19 protein-coding genes and 1 riboswitch are annotated in these 21,785 nt (G+C 72.5%); of the genes, 9 read left to right on the top strand and 10 right to left on the bottom strand.

The features are described from left to right. Positions 1 to 21: 21 nt before the first annotated feature. From ACIQCH_RS29760 to ACIQCH_RS29750, 3 genes are all read right to left on the bottom strand, one after another. Entirely contained in the window at positions 22 to 1,506 is a 1,485-nt protein-coding gene (locus tag ACIQCH_RS29760; RefSeq protein WP_402585931.1) for a hypothetical protein, read from the bottom strand. Positions 1,507 to 1,573: 67 nt separating this feature from the next. Next, on the bottom strand, positions 1,574 to 2,590 hold the full coding sequence (locus ACIQCH_RS29755) for a ribonucleotide-diphosphate reductase subunit beta (protein WP_402585929.1): 1,017 nt from the start codon (positions 2,588 to 2,590) through the stop codon (positions 1,574 to 1,576). Further along, positions 2,590 to 4,986, bottom strand: coding sequence for a ribonucleoside-diphosphate reductase subunit alpha (locus tag ACIQCH_RS29750; RefSeq protein ID WP_402585927.1), 2,397 nt, complete (start codon positions 4,984 to 4,986; stop codon positions 2,590 to 2,592). The genes ACIQCH_RS29755 and ACIQCH_RS29750 overlap by 1 nt, the downstream gene beginning before the upstream one ends. Before the next feature lie 139 nt (positions 4,987 to 5,125). Beyond that, positions 5,126 to 5,267, bottom strand: a riboswitch (cobalamin riboswitch). A 109-nt stretch (positions 5,268 to 5,376) separates the two neighbouring features. Here ACIQCH_RS29750 and ACIQCH_RS29745 point away from each other — a divergent pair. Continuing rightward, the gene (locus ACIQCH_RS29745) at positions 5,377 to 5,616 is read left to right on the top strand and encodes a hypothetical protein (RefSeq protein WP_402585925.1); all 240 of its coding nucleotides are present in this window, start codon (positions 5,377 to 5,379) and stop codon (positions 5,614 to 5,616) included. Beyond that, entirely contained in the window at positions 5,606 to 5,920 is a 315-nt protein-coding gene (locus tag ACIQCH_RS29740) for a type II toxin-antitoxin system PemK/MazF family toxin (protein WP_402585923.1), read from the top strand. Before ACIQCH_RS29745 ends, ACIQCH_RS29740 begins: the two co-directional genes overlap by 11 nt. A gap of 6 nt (positions 5,921 to 5,926) precedes the next feature. On the opposite strand, the gene ACIQCH_RS29735 is transcribed toward ACIQCH_RS29740, so the two are convergent. The 4 genes from ACIQCH_RS29735 to ACIQCH_RS29720 all read right to left on the bottom strand — a co-directional run bounded on the left by ACIQCH_RS29735 (position 5,927) and on the right by ACIQCH_RS29720 (position 9,881). Continuing rightward, positions 5,927 to 6,424, bottom strand: coding sequence for a GNAT family N-acetyltransferase (locus tag ACIQCH_RS29735; protein ID WP_402585921.1), 498 nt, complete (start codon positions 6,422 to 6,424; stop codon positions 5,927 to 5,929). Positions 6,425 to 6,507: 83 nt separating this feature from the next. Further along, positions 6,508 to 6,702: a YbdD/YjiX family protein gene (locus ACIQCH_RS29730; protein ID WP_402585919.1), complete on the bottom strand. Its 195-nt coding sequence runs from the start codon at positions 6,700 to 6,702 to the stop codon at positions 6,508 to 6,510. After that, on the bottom strand, positions 6,699 to 8,966 hold the full coding sequence (locus ACIQCH_RS29725) for a carbon starvation CstA family protein (RefSeq protein WP_402585918.1): 2,268 nt from the start codon (positions 8,964 to 8,966) through the stop codon (positions 6,699 to 6,701). Before ACIQCH_RS29725 ends, ACIQCH_RS29730 begins: the two co-directional genes overlap by 4 nt. Before the next feature lie 150 nt (positions 8,967 to 9,116). Continuing rightward, positions 9,117 to 9,881: a GntR family transcriptional regulator gene (locus tag ACIQCH_RS29720; RefSeq protein ID WP_030207226.1), complete on the bottom strand. Its 765-nt coding sequence runs from the start codon at positions 9,879 to 9,881 to the stop codon at positions 9,117 to 9,119. A gap of 288 nt (positions 9,882 to 10,169) precedes the next feature. Between ACIQCH_RS29720 and ACIQCH_RS29715 the strand changes: the two genes are divergently transcribed. The 4 genes from ACIQCH_RS29715 to ACIQCH_RS29700 all read left to right on the top strand — a co-directional run bounded on the left by ACIQCH_RS29715 (position 10,170) and on the right by ACIQCH_RS29700 (position 14,913). Further along, positions 10,170 to 11,453 (top strand): extracellular solute-binding protein, encoded by a 1,284-nt coding sequence (locus ACIQCH_RS29715; protein WP_030207222.1) that lies wholly within the window; start codon positions 10,170 to 10,172, stop codon positions 11,451 to 11,453. 80 nt (positions 11,454 to 11,533) lie between these two features. Beyond that, positions 11,534 to 12,529: a carbohydrate ABC transporter permease gene (locus ACIQCH_RS29710; protein ID WP_402585916.1), complete on the top strand. Its 996-nt coding sequence runs from the start codon at positions 11,534 to 11,536 to the stop codon at positions 12,527 to 12,529. Continuing rightward, positions 12,526 to 13,389: a carbohydrate ABC transporter permease gene (locus tag ACIQCH_RS29705; protein WP_402585914.1), complete on the top strand. Its 864-nt coding sequence runs from the start codon at positions 12,526 to 12,528 to the stop codon at positions 13,387 to 13,389. Before ACIQCH_RS29710 ends, ACIQCH_RS29705 begins: the two co-directional genes overlap by 4 nt. A 9-nt stretch (positions 13,390 to 13,398) precedes the next feature. After that, on the top strand, positions 13,399 to 14,913 hold the full coding sequence (locus tag ACIQCH_RS29700; RefSeq protein ID WP_402585912.1) for a glycoside hydrolase family 3 protein: 1,515 nt from the start codon (positions 13,399 to 13,401) through the stop codon (positions 14,911 to 14,913). A gap of 139 nt (positions 14,914 to 15,052) precedes the next feature. On the opposite strand, the gene nagB is transcribed toward ACIQCH_RS29700, so the two are convergent. Next, positions 15,053 to 15,838: a glucosamine-6-phosphate deaminase gene (gene nagB / locus ACIQCH_RS29695; protein ID WP_402585910.1), complete on the bottom strand. Its 786-nt coding sequence runs from the start codon at positions 15,836 to 15,838 to the stop codon at positions 15,053 to 15,055. A 269-nt stretch (positions 15,839 to 16,107) separates the two neighbouring features. Here nagB and ACIQCH_RS29690 point away from each other — a divergent pair, with 269 nt between their 5' ends. Continuing rightward, positions 16,108 to 17,157, top strand: coding sequence for an SIS domain-containing protein (locus tag ACIQCH_RS29690; protein ID WP_402585993.1), 1,050 nt, complete (start codon positions 16,108 to 16,110; stop codon positions 17,155 to 17,157). A gap of 43 nt (positions 17,158 to 17,200) precedes the next feature. On the opposite strand, the gene ACIQCH_RS29685 is transcribed toward ACIQCH_RS29690, so the two are convergent. Beyond that, positions 17,201 to 17,962 carry an SDR family oxidoreductase gene (locus ACIQCH_RS29685; protein ID WP_402585908.1) on the bottom strand — a complete coding sequence of 254 codons (762 nt, stop codon included), beginning with the start codon at positions 17,960 to 17,962 and terminating at the stop codon, positions 17,201 to 17,203. An 81-nt stretch (positions 17,963 to 18,043) separates the two neighbouring features. Between ACIQCH_RS29685 and ACIQCH_RS29680 the strand changes: the two genes are divergently transcribed. After that, on the top strand, positions 18,044 to 18,640 hold the full coding sequence (locus ACIQCH_RS29680) for a TetR/AcrR family transcriptional regulator (RefSeq protein WP_402585907.1): 597 nt from the start codon (positions 18,044 to 18,046) through the stop codon (positions 18,638 to 18,640). Positions 18,641 to 18,735: 95 nt separating this feature from the next. On the opposite strand, the gene ACIQCH_RS29675 is transcribed toward ACIQCH_RS29680, so the two are convergent. Then, positions 18,736 to 19,773, bottom strand: coding sequence for an Lrp/AsnC family transcriptional regulator (locus ACIQCH_RS29675; protein WP_402585905.1), 1,038 nt, complete (start codon positions 19,771 to 19,773; stop codon positions 18,736 to 18,738). A gap of 224 nt (positions 19,774 to 19,997) precedes the next feature. On the opposite strand from ACIQCH_RS29675, the gene ACIQCH_RS29670 reads away from it, so the two are divergent. Continuing rightward, positions 19,998 to 21,548 carry a DHA2 family efflux MFS transporter permease subunit gene (locus ACIQCH_RS29670; RefSeq protein ID WP_402585903.1) on the top strand — a complete coding sequence of 517 codons (1,551 nt, stop codon included), beginning with the start codon at positions 19,998 to 20,000 and terminating at the stop codon, positions 21,546 to 21,548. Positions 21,549 to 21,785 lie beyond the last annotated feature (237 nt).

The following is a 21,785-nucleotide window of genomic DNA, read 5'->3' as shown; positions in this document are numbered from 1 at the left end:
GGCTGCCGGGTCCGTGCGGTCTCAGGCGGGTCCTATCGCGGGGTCGCGGGTTTCCTGGACCACCCACGCACCCGTGCGGCCGCCGACCAGCGGGAGACGGACGAGCAGTCGCCAGGTGGCGACCGCGGGCAGGGCGAGGACCAACAGGGACAGCCAGAAGGAGGCGGCCCAGGACATCGGGACGGTCAGGACGAGGACCGCGGCGACGTAGCCCGCCGTCGTCGTCGCCAGCCAGGGCCAGTGGGCGCCGGGCACCACGCCGGTGGGCGTGGGGCAGAGCGCGACGCGACGCTCCGGGTCCGGTGCGACCGGCTCGGCGGAGGCCAGGACGCGTTCGAACTCCGCGCGTTCCATGGTCATCCAGTGCGCCTCGCCCTCGTCGGTGACGAAGACGACCGTTTGCCGGCTGCTGATCAGCCGCCAGTTGCGGGCACCGCACAGCCAGCCGGGGCGGTCGTGCAGGCGGGCCGCGAGCAGGGCCAGTTGGCGGGGCGGTCGGGTGCCGTCCTCGAACGCGATCTCGGTGCCGTCCGCCAGCTCGAACCGGATCCGGTGGGTCGAGCGCACGGCGACCGCGCCGTCCCGGTTCCCCCGGGTCGTGTGGTCGGACCGCAGGGCCCCGGTGACCCGGGCCCGTACGGCGGGCAGGGCGGATCCGTTGCGGGCGTCGTCCCGCAGGGTCCGCGGCGCGTGCGGCACCCGCAGGCGCGGCAGGAAAGCCAGCAGGCCCAGCGTCATGAGGCAGCCCGGGACGTAGAGCAAGGCCTCCACCAGCAGCGACGGTCGGCCGAAGGCGAACGGCGGGGCCGCCGCGGCGTACCGGCCCAGGCCGCCGTTGACGTCGACCACGCCGCCGAGCTCCGGCGCGGTCGGCGCGTACAGCACCGGGACCTGGGGGACCCCGGCCAGTCGGCCGGCGTCCAGGATGCCGAGCTCGTGCCACAGGCCCAGGTCGCGGTGGTTCTGGCCCAGGTGGGCGTTGCGGACCTGCAGCGTCGTGCCGCCCGCGGCAGCGGCACCGGCCCCGGTACGGACGGGCACCTCGACCTCCAGGTCCCCGTCGTACCACTTGCTCGGGTTCTTCACGAGGCGGTCGACGGCGGTGATCCTGCCGTCGACCAGCACGGCGCCGGCCTCCTGGACGGCCGCGATCCGCCGCATGGCGTCGCCGTCGGCCCGGCCGGCCAGCTCCGTCACCACGGCCACGGCGGGTACGGCCAGCAGGGCCACCAGCAGCCAGCGCAGCACCCAGCGCAGCGGCCGCAGCGGCAGCTGCCCGGGTGGCGCCGGCACCGGCACGACCTCGCGCCGCGGCGGGATCCGGACCGGGCGGGAGCCCGCCCACGTCCAGCCGGCGGTCAGCACCAGGGCCGCGCCCCAGAGCTCCGCCACGTCGAAGCGTTCCACCGCCATGCCCGCACGGAACAGCAGGGACCATGTCCCCAGCGCCGCACACAGCAGAGCGCCCCCGCCCAAGGCCCTGGTCAGCCAGGTGTTCCTCCCCATGGGCGGGGACGCTATCAAGTCATGATCACGTCGGACAGGGCCCGCCGTGACCGTGCTCGGACGCTGCTCAGAAGTCCTCGTCGAGGTCGACCGTGCCCTCGACGGCGACCTGGTAGGCCGAGGGGCGGCGCTCGAAGAAGTTGGTCAGCTCCTGGACGCCCTGGAGCTCCATGAAGGAGAAGGGGTTCTCAGAGCCGTAGACCGGGGCGAAGCCGAGGCGGACCAGGCGCTGGTCGGCCACGCACTGCAGGTACTCGCGCATCGACTCGGTGTTCATGCCCGGCAGGCCGTCGCCGCACAGGTCCCGGCCGAACTGCAGCTCCGCCTCGACGGCCTCCTTCAGCATGTCGGTGACCTGCTGCTGGAGCGCGTCGTCGAAGAGCTCGGGCTCCTCCTTGCGGACGGTGTCCACGACCTCGAACGCGAAGTTCATGTGCATGGTCTCGTCCCGGAACACCCAGTTGGTGCCGGTGGCCAGGCCGTGCAGCAGGCCGCGGCTGCGGAACCAGTACACGTAGGCGAAGGCGCCGTAGAAGAACAGGCCCTCGATGCACGCGGCGAAGCAGATCAGGTTCAGCAGGAAGCGGCGGCGGTCGGCGGCCGACTCCAGCTGGTCGATCTTCTCGACCGAGTCCATCCACTTGAAGCAGAACTGGGCCTTCTCGCGGATCGAGGGGATGCTCTCGACCGCAGCGAAGGCGGCGGTCCGGTCCTCGGGATCGGGCAGGTAGGTGTCCAGCAGCGTCAGGTAGAACTGGACGTGCACGGCCTCCTCGAACAGCTGGCGCGACAGGTACAGGCGCGCCTCCGGGGAGTTGATGTGCTTGTACAGCGTCAGCACCAGGTTGTTCGCCACGATCGAGTCGCCGGTCGCGAAGAACGCCACCAGGCGGCCGATCATGTGCTGCTCGGCCGGGCTGAGCTTGGCGAGGTCGGCCACGTCGGAGTGGAGGTCGACCTCCTCCACCGTCCACGTGTTCTTGATGGCGTCCCGGTAGCGCTCGTAGAAGTCCGGGTAGCGCATCGGGCGCAGGGTCAGCTCGAAGCCCGGGTCGAGAAGGTTTTGCTTACGGGTGGTGCTCATTACTGGCAGGCCTCGCAGGACTCGGGGTTCTCAAGGGAGCAGGCCAGCGCCTCGGCGTCGAGCGCCTGGGGGAGCTGGGCCGGAGAGGCTGCGGCCGGGACGGCGGACGCGGCCGACGCGGCGCGGGCGATCTTCGTCGCCGGGCGCGAGCGCAGGTAGTACGTGGTCTTCAGGCCCTGCTTCCACGCGTACGCGTACATCGAGCTGAGCTTGCCGATGGTGGGCGTCTCCAGGAACAGGTTCAGCGACTGGCTCTGGTCGAGGAACGGGGTACGGGCCGCCGCCATGTCGATCAGGCCGCGCTGCGGGATCTCCCACGCGGTGCGGTACAGCTCGCGCACCTCGGCCGGGATCCAGCCGAAGCCCTGCACCGAGCCGGACGCGTCGCGCAGCGCCTCGCGGGTCTGGGCGTCCCACACGCCGAGCTTCTTGAGGTCCTCGACCAGGTAGCCGTTCACCTGGAGGAACTCGCCGCTGAGGGTCTCGCGCTTGAAGAGGTTGGAGACCTGCGGCTCGATGCACTCGTACACGCCCGCGATCGAGGCGATGGTCGCGGTGGGGGCGATCGCGAGGAGCAGCGAGTTGCGCATGCCGCTCTTCGCGACGCGGGCGCGCAGCGCCTCCCAGCGCTCCGGCCAGGACAGCTCGGTGTCGAAGTGGTCCGGGTGCAGCACGCCCTGGGCGGTGCGGGTCTCGGCCCAGGCCGGCAGCGGGCCGCTGCGCTCGGCGAGGTCGCACGAGGCCTCGTACGCGGCCAGCATGATGCGCTCGGCGATCTTCGTGGAGAGCGCCCGGGCCTCGGCGGAGTCGAAGGGCAGCCGCAGCTTGAAGAACACGTCCTGCAGGCCCATCGCGCCCAGACCCACCGGCCGCCACTTGGAGTTGGAGCGACCGGCCTCCTCGGTCGGGTAGAAGTTGATGTCCACGACCCGGTCGAGGAAGGTCACGGCGGTGCGGACGGTCTCGTCCAGCCGCTCCCAGTCCATGTCGTCGCCCGCGACGAAGGCGCCGAGGTTGACCGAGCCGAGGTTGCACACCGCGGTCTCGTCGTCGTTGGTGACCTCGATGATCTCGGTGCAGAGGTTCGAGGAGTGCACCACGCGGCCCGGCAGGGCGGTCTGGTTCGCGGTGCGGTTGGAGGCGTCCTTGAACGTCATCCAGCCGTTGCCGGTCTGCGCGAGGGTGCGCATCATGCGGCCGTACAGGTCGCGGGCCGGCATCGTCTTGCGGGCCAGGCCGGCCGCCTCGGCCTTGCGGTAGGCGGCGTCGAACTCGTCGCCGTACAGGTCGACCAGCTCGGGCACGTCGGACGGGGAGAACAGCGACCACTGCTCGTCGGAGTTCACGCGGCGCATGAACTCGTCCGGGATCCAGTGGGCGAGGTTGAGGTTGTGGGTGCGCCGGGCGTCCTCGCCGGTGTTGTCGCGCAGCTCGAGGAACTCCTCGATGTCCGCGTGCCAGGTCTCCAGGTAGACGGCCGCGGCACCCTTGCGGCGGCCGCCCTGGTTCACGGCGGCGACGGAGGCGTCGAGGGTCTTCAGGAACGGCACGATGCCGTTGGAGTGGCCGTTGGTGCCGCGGATCAGCGAACCGCGGGCGCGGATGCGGGAGTACGACAGGCCGATGCCGCCGGCGTGCTTCGACAGGCGGGCGACCTGGTGGTAGCGGCCGTAGATCGAGTCCAGCTCGTCCAGCGGGGAGTCCAGCAGGTAGCAGGAGGACATCTGCGGGTGCCGGGTGCCGGAGTTGAACAGCGTCGGGGAGGACGGCAGGTAGTCCAGCCGGCTCATCAGGCCGTAGAGGGAGCCGACCTCCTCGACGGCGGGCACGCTGTCGTCCTCGGCCAGGCCGCAGGCCACGCGCAGCATGAAGTGCTGCGGGGTCTCGATGACCTGGCGGGTGATCGGGTGGCGCAGCAGGTAGCGGCTGTGCAGGGTGCGCAGGCCGAAGAAGCCGAACCGGTCGTCGGCGCCCGCCGCCAGGGCCGAGTCGACCAGCGCGTCCAGGCGGACCGCGTGGGTACGGACGAACTCGGCGGTGCGGTCGGCGATCAGGCCCTCGCGGTGGCCGACCTCGACGGAGGCCGAGAAGGAGACCGCGCCCTGGCCGGCCGCCTCGTCGGCGATGGCGAGGGTCAGGAGCCGGGCGGCGAGCTTGGAGTACGCCGGGTCCTCGGAGATGAGCCCCGCGGCCGCCTCGGTGGCCAGCCCGCGCAGTTCGGCCTCGTCCGAGCTGGCGCTGCGGCCGCGCAGCGCGGCGGCGGCGACCCGACCGGGGTCGGTGTCGGGGAGGTCCGAGGTGAGCTCGGTGAGGGTGCGCAGCAGCGCGGCTCCGGGGCCCTGGGGCTCCTGGGACGGGTCGGACTCGGCGCGCGGTGCGGCGGGCGCGATGGTCACGGTGGGGGCTCTCCCTCGCTCGGCTCCGGGGCCGGCGCGGGCGCGGGGAAGCGCATGCGGGCGTGGCGGGTTACGCGTGCTCCGCATGGCGTCCACCGGCCCAACCGCGAGGCCCGGACGTGGTCGGCTCCGGTTCGGCTGAACCGTGAGCGCCGTCGGCAGGTCCTCGGACTTGGTCGTGCGCGGATGCGTGCACTTCATACCGTTGCGGGACAGTTCCGGATTCGCACCGGATTCCCCTGCGGCGACAGCGAGGACGAGCATACATGTGGGGGGGCCTCCCCGTGTGACCCCCTACATGTTGTGTCGTCGACGACACGGAGTCCTGGTGTGGTGCCTCTCCGCTATCGAGGCGTGGCCATGTAATGCGAAACGTATTACGATGGTCGCATGACGCCCAAGACCATCAGCTTCCGTCCGGACGCGGAGACCCACCGCGAGCTGGAGGCCCTGGCCGCCTTGCGCGACATCACCGCCTCGGACGCCATAAGACTGGCCATCCACGAGGCGTACGTGCGCGACCAGTACCGGCAGGCCGCGGCCGAGCTGGACCAGTGGCGCAACGACCCCGCGTACCTCGCCGAGATCGCCGAGGTGCGGGAGGAGCTGAACGACCTCAGTGCGTGGTGACATCTACCGGATCCGGCCCCGCAGGGATGCGGTGGGCCATGAGCAGCGCGGCGCGCGCTACGCGGTGGTGCTGCAGACCGGGGCCGTCAACACCTCCACCCTGATCGTGGCACCGACGTCCACCAGCGCCGCCCCGGGCCTGCTCCACCCCAAGCTGGACATGGACGGGACGGCGACAGTCGTGCTCGTCGAGCAGATGACGGCCGTGGACCCGGGGCGTCTCGGCGAGTTCGCGGGTCGGGTCGACCCGCAGGAGTGGACCGACATCGAGCACGCCGTGAAGCTCGTGCTCGGTCTGCTCTGAGGCGGCCTACAACTCCAGCCCGTACGTCAGCAGCCCGAGGCCGGGGACGGGGGACCAGTCGCGCTCGGGGGAGCGGACGAACCCGAGGCGCTCGTAGAGGCGCTGGGCGCCCCGCATGGCCGGCTGGGTGGACATCACCAGGCGGGTCACGCCATCGACGGCCCGGGCCCGCTCGATGCACGCGCGGACCAGGGCCTCGCCGGCGCCCCGGCCGCGGCCCTCGCGCGCCACGGCCAGCATCCGGAACTCCGCCTCGCCCTCGCGGGCGATGTCGGCCAGCGGGCTGCCGGGCGGGGCGAAGGCCACGCCGCCGATGACCTCGTCGTCGAGGACGGCGACCAGGATCTCGCCGTGGGCGGCCCGGCCGGCCACGTCGCGCAGCACGTGGAAGTAGTGGTCGGTCTCGTTCTGGTCCAGCAGGCCGTCGCGCCGGTAGGCGTGGGCCGTGATGTCGCCGAGCTCCGCGTACTCGTCCGGCCGGGCTTCCCTGATCACGATGTCCATGGCACGAGTGTGCCCCAGGAGCCGCGAGAGGGCCGCCCGTTCCCGGGCGGCCCTCTCGGTCCGGCACGGCGCCCGCGGGCGCCTCAGCAGCAGCGGAAGCCCTCGCGCGGGTCCGCCTCGCGGGCGTCGGTGCGGGCCCGCTCGAACTCCCGGCGGCTGGGCACCGGGGCGTCCGGGTCGTGTCCGCGGGCGTGGGCGACGTACCGCTCGTACGCGGCCTCGCCGGTGAACTCGCGCACGTAGTGCCGGATCCGCCCCATCAGGCCGGCGGCGCTCATGAGGGGACGGACGCGGACTCCGGGACCCGGCCGCCGCCCGAGTCCAGGCCCGCGGCGGCCAGTTCGGCCTTCTCCTCGGCGGTGGCGACCAGGCCGGCGGGCGCGACGATCCGCGACGCGACGTACGGCGTCTCGTGCAGCACCACCATGTCCGGGTTGCGCACCGCCTTGAGGCACACCCACAGGGCGTCCGCCAGCACGATGACGATCAGGACGGCGAAGAGGGCCGAGAGCACGCCGTCCACCGTGGAGTTGGTGATGACGGTGTGCATGTCGTCCATCGACTTGGCGGGCGGCAGCACCTTGCCCGCCTCGATGCCCGCCTCGTACTTGTCGCGCTGGGCGAAGAACCCGACCCGCGGGTCGTCGGAGAACACCTTCTGGTAGCTGGCGGTCAGGGTCACGGCCGCGTCCCACACCAGCGGGACGCCCGTCACCCAGGCCCACTTCAGGCGCCCGGACTTCACCAGCAGCGTGGTGCACACCGCCAGGGCGACGGCGGCCAGCAGCTGGTTGGCGATACCGAACAGCGGGAAGAGCTGGTTGATGCCGCCCAGCGGGTCGTTGACGCCCACCCACAGGAAGTAGCCCCACGCGCCCACCACGACGGCGCTGGCGAACCACACGCCGGGCTTCCAGCTGACCTGCTTGAAGGGCTTGTAGAGGTTGCCCAGGGTGTCCTGGAGCATGAACCGGCCGACCCGGGTGCCCGCGTCGAGGGTGGTCAGGATGAACAGCGCCTCGAACATGATCGCGAAGTGGTACCAGAAGGCCTTCATCCCGGCCCCGCCGATCACGCCCGAGAAGATCTCGGACATGCCCAGGGCGAACGTGGGGGCCCCGCCGGTCCGCGACAGCAGGCTGGCCTCCTCGACGTCCTTGGCGGCCTGCGCGAGCGCCTCGGGGCTGATGGTGAAGCCGAGGTGCGCCACCGCCTCGGAAGCGCTCTGTACGGTCGTGCCGACCACGCCGGCGGGGGAGTTGACCGCGAAGAACAGGCCGGGCTCGATGATGCAGGCGGCGATGATCGCCATCACGGCCACGAACGACTCGGTCAGCATGGCGCCGTAGCCGATCATGCGGACCTGGGTCTCCTTCTGGACCATCTTCGGGGTGGTGCCGGAGGAGACCAGGGCGTGGAAGCCGGACAGCGCGCCGCAGGCGATGGTGATGAAGACGAACGGGAACATCGACCCGGCGAAGACCGGGCCGTCGCCGCGGCTCGCGAAGGAGGTGACCGAGTCCATCTTGAGGGTGGGCAGCGCGATGACCACGCCGACCGCGAGCAGGGCGATGGTGCCGACCTTCATGAAGGTGGACAGGTAGTCGCGCGGGGCGAGCAGCAGCCAGACCGGCAGCACCGAGGCGAGGAAGCCGTACGCCACCATCCACAGCACCAGCGTGGTGGGCTTGAGGGTGAAGAAGTCGGCCCAGGACGACTCGGCCACCCAGCCGCCGGCGACCAGCGCGAGGAGCAGCAGGGCGACGCCGATGAGGGAGACCTCGGTGACCCGGCCCGGGCGCAGGACGCGCAGGTAGACGCCCATGAAGAGGGCGATCGGGATGGTCATGCCGATGGAGAAGACGCCCCAGGGCGAGTGCGACAGGGCGTTCACGATCACCAGTGCCAGCACCGCCAGCAGGATGATCATGATGGCGAAGACCGCGACCAGTGCGGCGGCGCCGCCCACCGGGCCGATCTCCTCGCGGGCCATCTGGCCCAGTGAGCGGCCGTCGCGGCGGGTGGAGAAGAACAGCGTCACCATGTCCTGGACGGCGCCGGCGAAGATCACACCGGCCACGATCCAGATGGTACCGGGCAGGTAGCCCATCTGCGCGGCGAGCACCGGGCCGACCAGCGGTCCGGCGCCGGCGACGGCGGCGAAGTGGTGGCCGAAGAGCACCCGGCGGTCGGTGGGGTGGAAGTCGACACCGTTGTCGAGGCGCTCGGCCGGGGTGGCGCGGGTCTTGTCGACCCGCAGCACCTTGTGCGCGATGAAGCGCGAGTAGAAGCGGTAGCCGATGGCGTACGAGCCCAGGGCCGCCGCCAGCAGCCAGGCGGCGGAGATCTCCTCGCCGCGGGAGAGCGCGAGGACGGCCCAGCCCGCCGCGCCGATCAGTGCCACCAGCGACCAGATGGCGATGGACTTCGGCGACGGGCCGCCGGACGGCGAGGGCGGGCCCGCCGTGTCCGGCGCGCCCGCCCCGTTCCGTGCCGTGCCCGTCGACCCGGTCGTCGACCCGGTCGGTCCCGATTCCGTCATGACCCTCGTCCCCTCGTGATCATTTACGCAATGCGCAGGGAATCTACGGGGATCCGACCGGTGAACGTAAGACCCCGTCCGCAATCCGGTACGAGGGTCGACTCCCGTTGCGGCGGTGGACGGGTGGGGCGGACGTGGAGTTCGCCCCGGTCAGACCGCCGGCCGCTGCAGGCGGGCGACGAACTTGTACCGGTCGCCGCGGTAGACCGAGCGCACCCACTCGACCGGCTCGCCGTCGGCGTCGAGGGAGTGCCGGGAGAGCATCAGCATCGGCAGGCCGACGTCGGTGCCGAGCAGGCCGGCCTCGCGCGGGGTGGCCAGCGAGGTCTCGATCGTCTCCTCGGCCTCGGCGAGGTGGACGTCGTACACCTCGGCGAGCGCGGTGTAGAGCGAGGTGTACTTGACGAGCGAGCGGCGCAGGGCCGGGAAGCGCTTGGCCGAAAGGTGCGTGGTCTCGATGGCCATCGGCTCGCCGCTGGCCAGGCGCAGCCGCTCGATGCGCAGCACGCGGCCGCCCGGAGCGATCTTCAGCAGGCCCGCGAGGGTGTCGTCGGCCGTGACGTAGCCGATGTCGAGCAGCTGCGAGGTGGGCTCCAGGCCCTGGGCCCGCATGTCCTCCGTGTAGGAGGTCAGTTGCAGCGCCTGGGAGACCTTCGGCTTCGCGACGAAGGTGCCCTTGCCCTGGATGCGTTCCAGGCGGCCCTCGACGACCAGCTCCTGGAGCGCCTGCCGGACGGTCGTCCGGGAGGTGTCGAACTCGGCCGCGAGGGTGCGCTCCGGGGGCACCGGGGTGCCCGGGGGCAGCGTTTCGGTCATTTCAAGCAAATGGCGCTTGAGTCGGTAGTACTTGGGCACGCGAGCGGTGCGTGTAGCTGCCCCGCCGTCGGGCTCCGTGAGCGCCCCTTCGGTGGCCATGGCCGCCTGCCTTCCCGACTCCAGTCTCGTCGCCGTCACCGGCTCCTCCGTCTTGTTGCGGTCACATCGTGACACGGGCCGGAGCACGGGTGTCGCCCCTCCCTGAGGTGTCGGTCCGGTAACGGAGCCGCACCTGGTTTATTAGACCCTTGACACCCCCAAAGGTCTAGGCCAAGCTCCAGGCTACTGGTCTAAACCAATATGGATCAGATCCCGGCCCCACGGCAGTACTTGGCGTAATTTCACGCGGCGGGCAGGGGGAGTGCAGGCATCCCTGAGGAGGGTGGCGTGAAGCGCAAGCTCATCGCGGCGATCGGTGTCGCGGGCATGGTGGTCGGTCTCGCGGCGTGCGGCGGTTCGGACGGCGAGAAGGGCGGCGACAAGCCGTCGGCCGCCAAGGAGCTGACCGTCTGGCTCACGGTCGACGCCCAGAACAACTGGCCCGAGCTGGTGAAGGCCGCCGACGACGCGGTCGTCGCGAAGCACCCCGGCCTGAAGGTCAAGCACGAGTACTACGGCTGGCCGGACAAGAACGCCAAGCTCGACGCCGTGCTCGCGACGGACAAGGCCCCCGACGTCGTCGAGATGGGCAACTCCGAGATGATCGGCTACATGTCGACCGGCGCCTTCTCCGAGATCGACGCCTCGAAGTACGACAACTCCGCCGCGTGGCTCGACGCGCTCAAGGAGTCCGTCACCTACGACGGCAAGACCTACGGCGTCCCGTACTACGCCGGCGGCCGCGTGGGCACCTGGCGCAAGGACCTGGCCGCCGAGGCCGGCGTCAAGGCCGCCCCGAAGACCTGGGCCGAGCTGACGGCCGCCCTCGACGCCGTCCAGAAGAAGAAGGGCGCCAAGTTCAGCGCCTGGTACCAGCCGTCGCCGGACTGGTACGCGGCCATGTCCTTCGTCTACGACGCGGGCGGCGCCATCGCCAAGAACGAGGGCGGCCAGTGGAAGGCCTCGCTGTCCTCCCCCGAGTCGCTCAAGGGTCTCAAGCAGTACAAGGAGATCCTCGACAAGTACATGCACGCCGACAAGACCAAGGACGAGGCCGACCGCCCGGTCGTCTTCGGCCAGGGCAACGCGGCCACCATCTTCGCCGCCGCCTGGGAGGGCGCCACCGCCGCCGACCCGAAGAGCGACAAGGTGGGCAAGCTCGCCGAGAAGCTCGAGAACTTCGTGATGCCCGGCCCGAACGGCAAGAACCTCCCCGTCTTCCTCGGCGGCTCCGACCTGGCCGTCCCGGCCAAGTCCGACGCCAAGGACGTCGCCGGCGAGTGGATCAACGCCTTCACCGGCGCCCAGGGCCAGAAGGGCCTCATCGCCAAGGGCAACCTGCCCAACAACAAGACGGACCTCGGCCCGCTGAAGGCCGACCCGAAGACCCAGGTCGCGGCCACCGCGGCGGAGTCCTCCTGGTTCGTCCCCACCGCTCCGGGCTGGGGCCAGGTCGAGAAGGCCAAGCTGCTCCAGACCATGCTCCAGGAGATCGGCACCGGCAAGAAGTCGGTCGAGGACGCGGCCAAGGCCGCCGACGCCGCGATCGACAAGGTCATCAACACCAAGTGACCTGACTGAGCAGGGCCCCGCCACCTCACCGGCGGGGCCCTGCTGCCCGTACCGAGAGAGGGACTCCCGAGGAGCGCGCGATGAGTGCCGCACAGACAACCACCGCCGACCTGCCACCGGCGAAGCAGCAGACCTCCACAGGCGCCGCGGCCGGGAGCACGGGCACGCCGGGCAAGCGGCGCCGCAAGGGTTCCGCGGCCACCCCCTGGGCGCTGCTGGCCCCCTGCCTGCTCGTCATCGTGCTGGTCATGGGCTATCCGCTCTACCGGCTGGTGTCCCTCTCGTTCCAGAGCTTCGGCAAGTCCGAGCTGTGGGGCTTCAAGGACGCCGAGTGGGTCGGCTTCGCGAACTTCACCAAGATCCTCGGCGACGGCGTCTTCTGGGAAGTCGTCCTGCGCACCGCGCTCTTCGCCGTCGGCGCCGTGGTCCTCACCATGGTCCTCGGCATGGCGGTGGCCCTGCTCCTCCAGCGGGTCTCCGGCTGGGTCAAGACGCTGATCAACGTCGCGCTCGTGGCCAGCTGGGGCATGCCGATCCTGGTGTCCACCGCCATCTTCAAGTGGCTCTTCGACGCCGACTACGGCGTCCTGAACTACCTCCTCAGCAAGCTGCCCGGCGTGGACTTCATCGGCCACAACTGGTTCGCCAGCGGCCCCCAGGGCCTGGCCGTCATCATGCTCCTGGTCGTCTGGGGCGCCGTGCCCTTCGTGGTCATCACCCTCAGCGCCGGCCTCACCCAGGTGCCGAAGGAACTGGAGGAGGCCGCCCGCCTCGACGGCGCCGGCTCCTGGGGCGTGTTCCGCCACGTCACGCTGCCCATCCTGAAGCCCATCATCGTCATGCTGACCACCCTGTCGGTCATCTGGGACATGGGCGTCTTCCCGCAGGTCTTCGTGATGCGCAACGGCAACCCCGAGGCCGAGTTCCAGCTCCTGACCACGTACTCGTACCAGCAGGCCTTCGTGGTCAACGACTACTCCGGCGGCTCGGCGATCGCCCTCGTGACCGTCCTGCTGCTGCTCGGCGTCGTCGCCGCCTACATGCGCCAGATGCTCAAGATCGGAGAGGTGGAGTGACCTCAACCACCGCGACCCCGCGCACCGCCCGCCGGGGCGGCTTCAAGAAGTCGAAGCTCGGCTGGAACCTCCTCGGCCTCCTGGTCTTCGTCACGGCCGGCTTCCCCGTCTACTGGATGCTCAACACGGCGTTCAAGCCGGCCAAGGACGCCATCGACCCGAACCCGCACTTCTTCCCGACGAGCTGGACCCTGGAGAACTTCCGGCGCGCCCTGGACATCGCCGACTTCTGGGGCCCGGTGGGCCGGTCGCTGGTCGTGTCGGGCGTCGTGGTCGTCATCGGCATCGTCGTCGGCATGCTGGCCGCCCTGGCCATCTCGCGGTTCGCCTTCCGCGGCCGCAAGGTCGTCATCGTCGGCATCCTGGCCGTCCAGATGGTCCCGCTCGTCGCGATGATCATCCCGGTCTTCCTGCTGCTCAACGACCTCGGTCAGTACGACAAGCTGTCCGGTCTGATCATCACGTACCTGACCTTCATCCTGCCCTTCACCGTGTGGACCCTGCGCGGCTTCATCGTGAACATCCCGAAGGAGCTGGAGGAGGCGGCCATGGTCGACGGCTGCACCCCCACCGGCGCCTTCCTGCGCGTGGTCTTCCCGCTGCTGGCCCCCGGCATGGTGGCCACCTCGGTGTACGGCTTCATCCAGGCCTGGAACGAGTACCTCTACGCCCTGATGCTCATGAGCCAGCAGAACCAGACCGCCACGGTCTGGCTCAGCAACTTCATCACCAAGAACGGCACCGAGTTCGCCCCGATGATGGCCGGCTCCACCATGATGGCCGTGCCGATCGTCGCGCTCTTCCTCATCGTCCAGCGCAAGATGGCCGCGGGCCTCACCGCAGGCGCAGTGAAGGGATAACGACTCCCGATGACGCTCACCGACCACCGAGTCGACACGCTCACGCGCGACGCCCTGGCCGTGCTCCAGCCGGGCTTCCTCGGGACCACCGCCCCCGACTGGCTGCTGCGCCGGGTCGGCGAGGGCCTGACCGCCGTCGGCCTCTTCGGCCGCAACATCGCCTCCCCCGGACAGCTGGCCGCACTCACCGCGCAGCTGCGGGCCGAGCGGGACGACGTCCTCGTCGCCATCGACGAGGAGGGCGGGGACGTCACCCGCCTCGAGGTCCGCGCCGGCTCGTCCTTCCCCGGCAACCTCGCCCTGGGCGCCGTCGACGACACCGACCTGACCCGTGCGGTGGCCCGCGAGCTCGGCCACCGGCTGGCCGAGTGCGGGGTCAACCTCAACTGGGCGCCGTCCGCCGACGTCAACTCCAACCCGGACAACCCCGTCATCGGCGTACGGTCCTTCGGCGCCGACACCCACCTCGCCGCCCGGCACACCGCCGCGTACGTCGAGGGCCTCCAGGCCGCCGGCGTCGCCGCCTGCACCAAGCACTTCCCCGGGCACGGCGACACCAACGTCGACTCGCACCACGCGCTGCCGCGCATCGACGCCGGCCTCGACACCCTGTACGCCCGCGAGCTGGTGCCCTTCCGGGCCGCCGTCGCCGCCGGCACCAAGGCCGTCATGAGCGCGCACATCCTGCTGCCCGCCCTCGACCCGACCCGCCCCGCCACCCTCAGCCCGCAGATCCTCACCGGCCTGCTGCGCGAGGAACTCGGCTACCAGGGGCTGATCGTCACCGACGGCATGGAGATGAACGCCATCGCCGGCACCTACGGCATCGAGCGCGGCTCCGTCCTCGCGATCGCCGCCGGGGCCGACGCCATCTGCGTCGGCGGCGGGCTCGCCGACGAGGACACCGTCCTGCGCCTGCGCGACGCGCTGGTGGCGGCGGTGCGCGAGGGCTCGCTGCACGAGGAGCGGCTCGCCGACGCCGCCGCCCGGGTGCGCGCCCTCGCCGAGTGGACCCGGCGGGCCCGGGCCACCGGAGCCGCCGTGCCGGGCGCGCCCAGCGAGGAGGGGAGCGCGTCCGGCCCGGCGGAGATCGGCCTCGTCGCGGCCCGGCGGGCGGTACGGCTGACCCGTGGTGCCGAGGTCTCGGTCAAGGCGCCGTACGTGGCCCGGCTGTCGCCGGTCGCGAACATCGCCGTCGGCGACGAGACGCCGTGGGGGCTGGTCGGGGAGCTGTCCGAGCTGCTCGGCGACGTCACCGGCGACACCTACGCCGACGAGCCCGGCGCGGCCGCGGCGATCCTGGCCGCCGCCGGCGACCGCACCCTGGTGGTGGTCGTACGGGACGCCCACCGGCACGCGTGGATGGGCGAGGCCCTCGACGCCGTGCTCGCGGTCCGGCCCGACGCGGTCGTGGTCGAGATGGGCCTGCCGATGGCTGCGCCGCGGGGGGCGGTGCACGTCGCCACGTACGGGGCGTCGCGGGTCTGCGCCCGGGCCGCCGCGGAGGCCGTCGCCGCCCTGTGACCCCCGACCCCGGAGGCCGGACCCTTACTGCGGGGGCCCGGCCTCCGGCCGTTTCCGCTCCGGTCCGGCCGGGGCGGCCGGGCCCGGGAACGGCGAAGGCCGGCTCCCGGGTGGGGGCCGGCCTTCGGGGCGGGCGGGGCTACAGGCCCTGCCAGCTCGGCTTGTTCGCGTAGGTGTGCCGGAAGTAGTCCGCGAGCTTCAGCTTCGACGCGGCCGCCTCGTCCACGACGACCGTCGCGTGCGGATGCAACTGCAGCGCGGACGCGGGCACGAGCGCCGACAGCGGCCCCTCGACGGTCTGCGCCACCGCCTCCGCCTTGCCCTCGCCGGTCGCCAGCAGCACCAGGTGCCGGGCGTCCAGGATCGTGCCGATGCCCTGGGTGATGACGTGGTGCGGGACCTGGTCGATGTCGTCGTCGAAGAACCGGGCGTTGTCGACCCGGGTCTGCTCGGTCAGCGTCTTGATGCGGGTGCGCGACGCCAGCGAGGAGCAGGGCTCGTTGAAGCCTATGTGCCCGTCCGTGCCGATCCCCAGCAGCTGCAGGTCCACGCCGCCGGCCGCGGCCAGCGCGCGGTCGTACGCCTCGCAGGCGGCCGCGACGTCCTCGGCCGAGCCGTCGGGTCCCATGAAGGAGGCCTCGGTCAGGCCGAGCGGCTCGACGACCTCGCGCAGCACCACGGAACGGTAGGACTCGGGGTGCCCGGCCGGCAGGCCGACGTACTCGTCGAGCTGGCAGATCCGGGCGCGGGACGCGTCCACCTCGCCGCGCCGGACCTTGGCGGCGAGGGCCTCGTAGATGGGCAGCGGGGTCGAGCCGGTCGCCACGCCGAGCAGGGCGTCGGGCTTGCGGCGGACCAGGGCGGCCATGGCCTCCGCGATGAGCTCGCCGCCAGCCTTGGCGTCCGGAACGATGACAACTTCCACGCTGGGCCTGCCGATCTGAGAAGGAAAGTGGGGTGGGCTCTGGTGGTATAGACCAATCTGGTGACCAATTTAGCAGAGCCGGGGGCCCGTGCACCCGGTCCGACCCCGACTTCCATCCTGTTCCGCACGGCCCGCCACGGCCTCCCGGAACGCCCGGACCCGCACGCGTCGCGCGCCGCCGGAGTCGCGGGCGCCCGGCCGGGTACGGCCCGGCGTCCCGTACGCGTGCCGGGCCGCCCGTACGGGACCAAACTGGACGCGTGACCGCCATGCAACGCCCCGGCCGCATGATGGCCGCCGAGATGGCCGAGCAGCCCGCCGTCCTGCGCCGCCTGCTGGCCGACGGCGCCCCCGCCATCCGCGCCACCGCCGAGGCCGTCGCCGAACACCGCCCGCGCTTCGTCCTGCTCGCCGCCCGCGGCAGCTCCGACCACGCGGCCCTCTACGCGAAGTACCTGCTCGAGGTGCGTCTCGGACTGCCCTGCGGGCTCAGCTCGATGTGCACCACCACCGCCTACGGCGCCCGCCCGCGCCTGAAGGACGTCCTGGTCGTCACCGTCAGCCAGTCCGGCGGCTCCCCGGACCTGGTCGCCTCCACCCAGGCCGCCCGGGCCGCCGGCGCGATCACGCTGGCGGTCACCAACAACCCCGACTCGGCCCTCGCCGCCGTCTCCGAGTACCACGTCGACGTGCTGGCGGGCCCGGAGCGGGCCCTGCCCGCCACCAAGACCTACACCGCCTCGCTGCTGGCCCTGTACCTGTTCGTGGAGGCCCTCGGCGGCGCCGCCGAGGACCTGCCCGGCGCGGCCCGGCTCCCCGCCCTCGCCGAGCGGATCCTGGCCCGTCACGACGAGGTGCGCACCCTCGCGGCCCGCTACCGCTTCGCCGAGCGCATGGTCATCACCTCCCGCGGTTTCGGCTACCCCACCGCCCGCGAGGCCGCCCTCAAGTTCATGGAGACCAGCTACGTCCCCGCGCTGGCCTACTCCGGGGCGGACCTGCTGCACGGCCCGCTCGCCATGGTCGACAACGTCTCCCCGGTCATCGCCGTGGTCGGCGAGGGGCGCGGCGGGGAGGCCCTGCGTCCCGTGCTCGACCGGCTGCGCGGGCGCGGCGCGGACCTCTTCGTCGTCGGCCCCGAGCGGCACGTGGCGGCCGCCTCGGCCGGGTTCGTGCTGCCCGTGGACGGCGTACCCGAGGAGCTGCAGCCGGTCCTGGAGATCGTCCCGCTGCAGCTCCTCGCGTACGAGGTGACCCTCGCCCGGGGCCGGGACCCGGACGCCCCGCGCGCCCCGGCGAAGGTCACCGGGACCCGCTAGCCGGCCTGGCCCCCGTCCGCGGAGCGGGCGGGGGCCAGGCAGGTCACAGGAGTGCCAGCTGGAGCCCCCCGGTGGCGTCCAGGTGCTGGCCCGTCATCCAGCGGGAGTCGGGCGAGGCGAGGAAGCCGACGACGTCCGCCACCTCCGCCGGCGTCCCGACGCGGTGGAACACCGACCGGGAGGCCGCGTGCGCCCGGGCGGCCGGGTCGGCCAGCCAGCCCGCGTTGAGGTCGGTCTCGGTGATGCCGGGGCCCACGGAGTTCACGGTGATCCCGCGCGGCGCGAGTTCGGCGGCCAGCGACACGGTCAGCGCGTTCACGGCACCCTTGGCCATGACCGTGGCGAGGATCGCGGGGAGCGCGATGTCCGGCGTGCCCGTCACGTTGATGACGCGACCGCCCTCGCGCAGCCGGGGCAGCGCGAGCCGGGTGACGAAGAACGGAGCCTTGGCGTTGACCGCGTGGATCCGGTCGTACGTCGCCTCGTCGGTGTCCGCCAGCGTCGCGAAGGTCGCCGCGCCCGCGTTGTTGACCAGGACGTCCACCGCCCCGGTCGCCATCGGGTGGGCGTCGTACGCCGCCCAGAGCGCCTCCGCCGCGCCCGGTGCCCCGAACTCCGCCCGCACCGCGAAGGCCCGGCCGCCGGCCGCCTCGATCGTCGCCACCGTCTCCTTCGCGGCCGCCTCGTTGCTGCCGTAGTGGACGGCCACCAGCGCGCCGTCCCGCGCGAGCCGCTCCGAGATCGCCCGCCCGATGCCCCGGCTGCCACCCGTCACCAGTGCCGTCCTGCCGCTGAGCACGCCCATGGCACGCCCCCCATTTCTCTAGTGGTCGCTACAGAAAGGGACCGTACCAGATTCTCTAGCGACCGCTATAGAATTGCCGTCATGGTGACAGGACAGCGCGGCCGACCCCGCTCCTTCGACCGTGCCGCGGCCCTGGAGGCGGCGCTGCACGCCTTCTGGCTCCACGGGTACGAGGCCACCTCCGTCGCCGACCTCACCCGCGCCATGGGCATCGGCGCGCCCAGCCTGTACGCGGCCTTCGGCGACAAGCGGCGCCTCTTCGACGAGGTCGTGGAGGCCTACGCCGGCACGTACGGGGCCTTCGGCGCCCGCGCCCTCGCCGAGGAGCCCACGGCCCGGGCCGGCGTGGCGCGCACCTTCCGCGAGGCGGCCGCCTCGTACACGAACCCCGACCGGCCCGCCGGCTGCCTGGTCATGACCGCCTCCGCGAACTGCGCCACCCCGGAGGTCGAGGAGGCCCTGCGGGCCCGCCGCAACGCCAACGTCACCGCCTTCGAGGGCCGCATCCGCGCCGACGTCGCCGCCGGCCTGCTGCCCGCCGACACCGACCCGGCCGCCCTGGCCCGGTACAGCTGGGCCGTCCTCCAGGGCATGTCCCAGCAGGCCCGCGACGGCGCCACCCGCGAGCAGCTGGAGGCCGTCGCCACCCACGCCCTGAAGGCCTGGCCGGTCCCGTAGACCGACCCACGCCCACGCCCACGCCCACGCCCGCGCCCCCGGCCGGCAGCCGACGGTCGCACCGCGCCCGTGCCCGCCCTCGGACGACCGGAGGGCTAGAGGACGCTCCGGGAACCGGCGCTCGGCGGGTCGGTCAGCCGGTCGTCCGTCACCAGCATCCCCGCCCGTTTCAGGCTCCGCAGGGCCGGGATCACCTCGAGCTGGCGCACCCCCGGCAGCGGGCCCAGGCGCTCCGTCACGTACGTGTACAGGTGCTGGGTGTCCGTGCAGACCACCACCGCGAGCAGGTTGGCGGACCCCGTCACGGCCGCCGCGAACGGCACTTCCACGTGACCGGCCAGTGAGGTCCCCACCTCCGCCAGCCGGGCCGGGTCCACGGTCAGCAGCACCGTGGCCTCGGTCTCGTACCCGAAGTGACGCGGGATCAGCTCGAGGTCGAAGAACAGGGCCCCTTCCGCCACCAGCCGCTCCACCCGCCGGCCGACCGTCGACTCCGACAGCCCCGTGGCCCGCGCCAACGCCGGACGGGGCGTCCGGCCGTCCTGGGCCAGCACGGCCATCAGCCGGGACTCCGCCGCGTCCAGGGCGTACCGGCCCGGGGAGGGCTCCGGAGCCGGCGGGGTCAGCGCGGCGACCTGCGCGGCGGAGAGGAAGTCCACCCCCGGCCACGGATCGGGCCCCCCGAAGAACTTCCGCAGGATCGTGTGCGCCCCGACCTCCCGCACGTGCTCGGTCCGCGGCAGCCGGTCCAGCAGCAACGTGTCGCGGTCCTGCCGGGTCCGGGCCCGCGTCATCGCGTGGACGTCCCCGCCCCCGCCGCTGATCGTGACCCAGGCGATGTCCGGACGTCGGGCCAGCGCCTTCGCCACCGCCCGCGCCGCCGACGGCGCGCACCGCACCCGCAGCCAGGACTCGAAGAGCCCGACCCGGCTGCCCACGGGCAGTCCCACCACCCGCAGCAGTCCCTCGCCCCGCATCCGGCGGTAGCGCCGCTGCACCGTCTGGTCGGACACCCCGAGCAACTCGGCGAGCCGGGTGAAGGAGGCCCGGCCGTCGATCATCAGGGCCTGCACCAGCCGGCGGTCCAGATCGTCCAGCACCGGATCGTCCCGCACGGACTCCTTCGGATTCATGGAATCCATCATCACAGCCGCCGTCGTGTCGAAATCCGTCACCGGACCCCGCCCGGCGCGGCCACGGGCCGCCGGCCCCCGACGGTGGACGAGCGCACACCGGCGCACCGGGCCCCCGGGCCCGGGGACGGACGCCGCGGACACCCTCGACCCACCCGCGACCCGTCCACCACACCCACGACGTTCACTGCAACCACGACATCCACCACATCGAGGAGAGAGCCATGCGCAAGTGGGCGCCGCTGACCGCGGTCTGCCTGGGGGCGTTCATGCTGCTGGTCGACGTCACGATCGTCACCGTCGCCCTGCCCGACATCGCCGCCGACACCCACACCGGGTTCGCCGACCTGCAGTGGGTGATGGACGTCTACCTCCTCGCCCTCTCCGGCCTCCTGCTCGGTGCCGGCTCCCTCGCCGACCGGATCGGCCGCCGCCGCGTGTACACCGGGGGCCTCGTCGTCTTCGCCCTCGCCTCCCTGGCCTGCGGCCTCGCCGACGGCCCCGTCCTGCTGATCGGCTTCCGGGCCGTCCAGGGCATCGGCGCCGCCGCCATGTTCGCCACCACCATGGCCCTGCTCAGCGCCACCTACCAGGGCCGCGACCGGGCGGTCGCCTTCGGCGTCTGGGGCGCCGTCAACGGTGCCGCGTCCGCCGCCGGCCCGGTCCTCGGCGGCCTGCTGAGCGAACACGTCGGCTGGCGCTGGATCTTCTTCGTCAACGTGCCGGTCTCCGCCCTCGCCGTCCTGGTGACCCTCCGTGCCGTACGCGAGTCCAAGGCCCCCCGCGCCGGCCGCTTCGACCTGCCGGGCCTGGTCACCTTCACCCTCGGCTCCGCCGCCCTCACCTACGCTCTGATCAAGGTCGCCGAGGACGGCTGGACCGGGACCCTCCCGCTCACCTGCTTCGCGGTGGCGGCGGTCGCCTTCGCCGTCTTCCTGCGGGTCGAGACCCGGTCCTCGCACCCCATGGTCGACCCCTCCCTGTTCCGCGACCCCGTCTTCACCGGGATCATGGCGGCCGCCCTGCTGCTGTCCATCGCCGCGTTCTCCTACCTGCTGTACGTCTCCCTCTGGCTGCAGTCCGCCCGCGGGCTCGGCCCGGTCGCGGCCGGCCTGGTCCTGATGCCCCTCAGCCTGGCCGCGTTCGTCGTCTCCGCGGCGGGCGGCCGGTTCCTGCACGGCCGCTCGCCCCGCGTCACCATCGGCACCGGCCTCCTCCTCATCGGAGCCGGCGCCGCCGCCCAGGCCCTGCTCCTCGACCCCGGCGACGGCGCCCTCACCCTCCTCCCCGGCCTCGTCCTCACCGGCCTCGGCGTCGGCGCCTCCACCCCGCAGCTCGCCTCCGTCGCCATGGCCGCCGTACCCCCGGCCCGGGCCGGCATGGCCGGCGGCGCGATGAACACCGCCCGGCAGCTCGGCATGGCCCTCGGCATCGCCGTCCTCGGGGTGATCTTCCACAACGGACTGCAGCGCGGCCTCGGCACCGCCGCCGACCTGGCCGGCCCCCTCGCCTCCGGCCAGGGCTCCGCCGTCGCGGCCGGCCACCCCGGCCTGGCCACCGCGATCGACCACGGCTTCGTCACGGGCCTGCGCGACACCTTCCTGGCCTCAGCGGTCCTCGGACTGCTCGGCGCCGCGCTCACGTTCCTGCTGGTCCGCACCCCCCGCCCGACCACGCCCGGCCCCGTACCCGCGGCCCGCACGGAGGGCGCGACCCCCGGCACGGGTCCCGGGACCAGGCCGCAGACCGCCCCGGAAACCACGCCGACGCAGTGACCCGGCCGCAGGCCGAGTCGTCCCCCGCCGCCACCCGCTCCAACGGCTCCTTGGCGGTGCCAGGTGGGTCACGTGGTGTGTGGGGGAGGGGGGGGGGGGGGGGGGGGGGGGGGGCGCCCCCCCCCCCCCCCCCCCCCCCCGCCCGGCTACCCGTCGGCGGGCCGCCCGGCCGGCACCCGGCCCAGCACCGCGGGCAGATCGGCCCGGCCCCGCACCCCCAACTTCTGGTACGCCCGG

Origin of the sequence: Streptomyces sp. NPDC093225 (assembly GCF_044753805.1) — a bacterium.
Classification (GTDB): Bacteria; Actinomycetota; Actinomycetes; order Streptomycetales; family Streptomycetaceae; genus Streptomyces.
The sequence above is the reverse complement of the archived record's forward strand: the minus strand, read 5'-3'. Positions and strand labels throughout refer to the sequence as shown.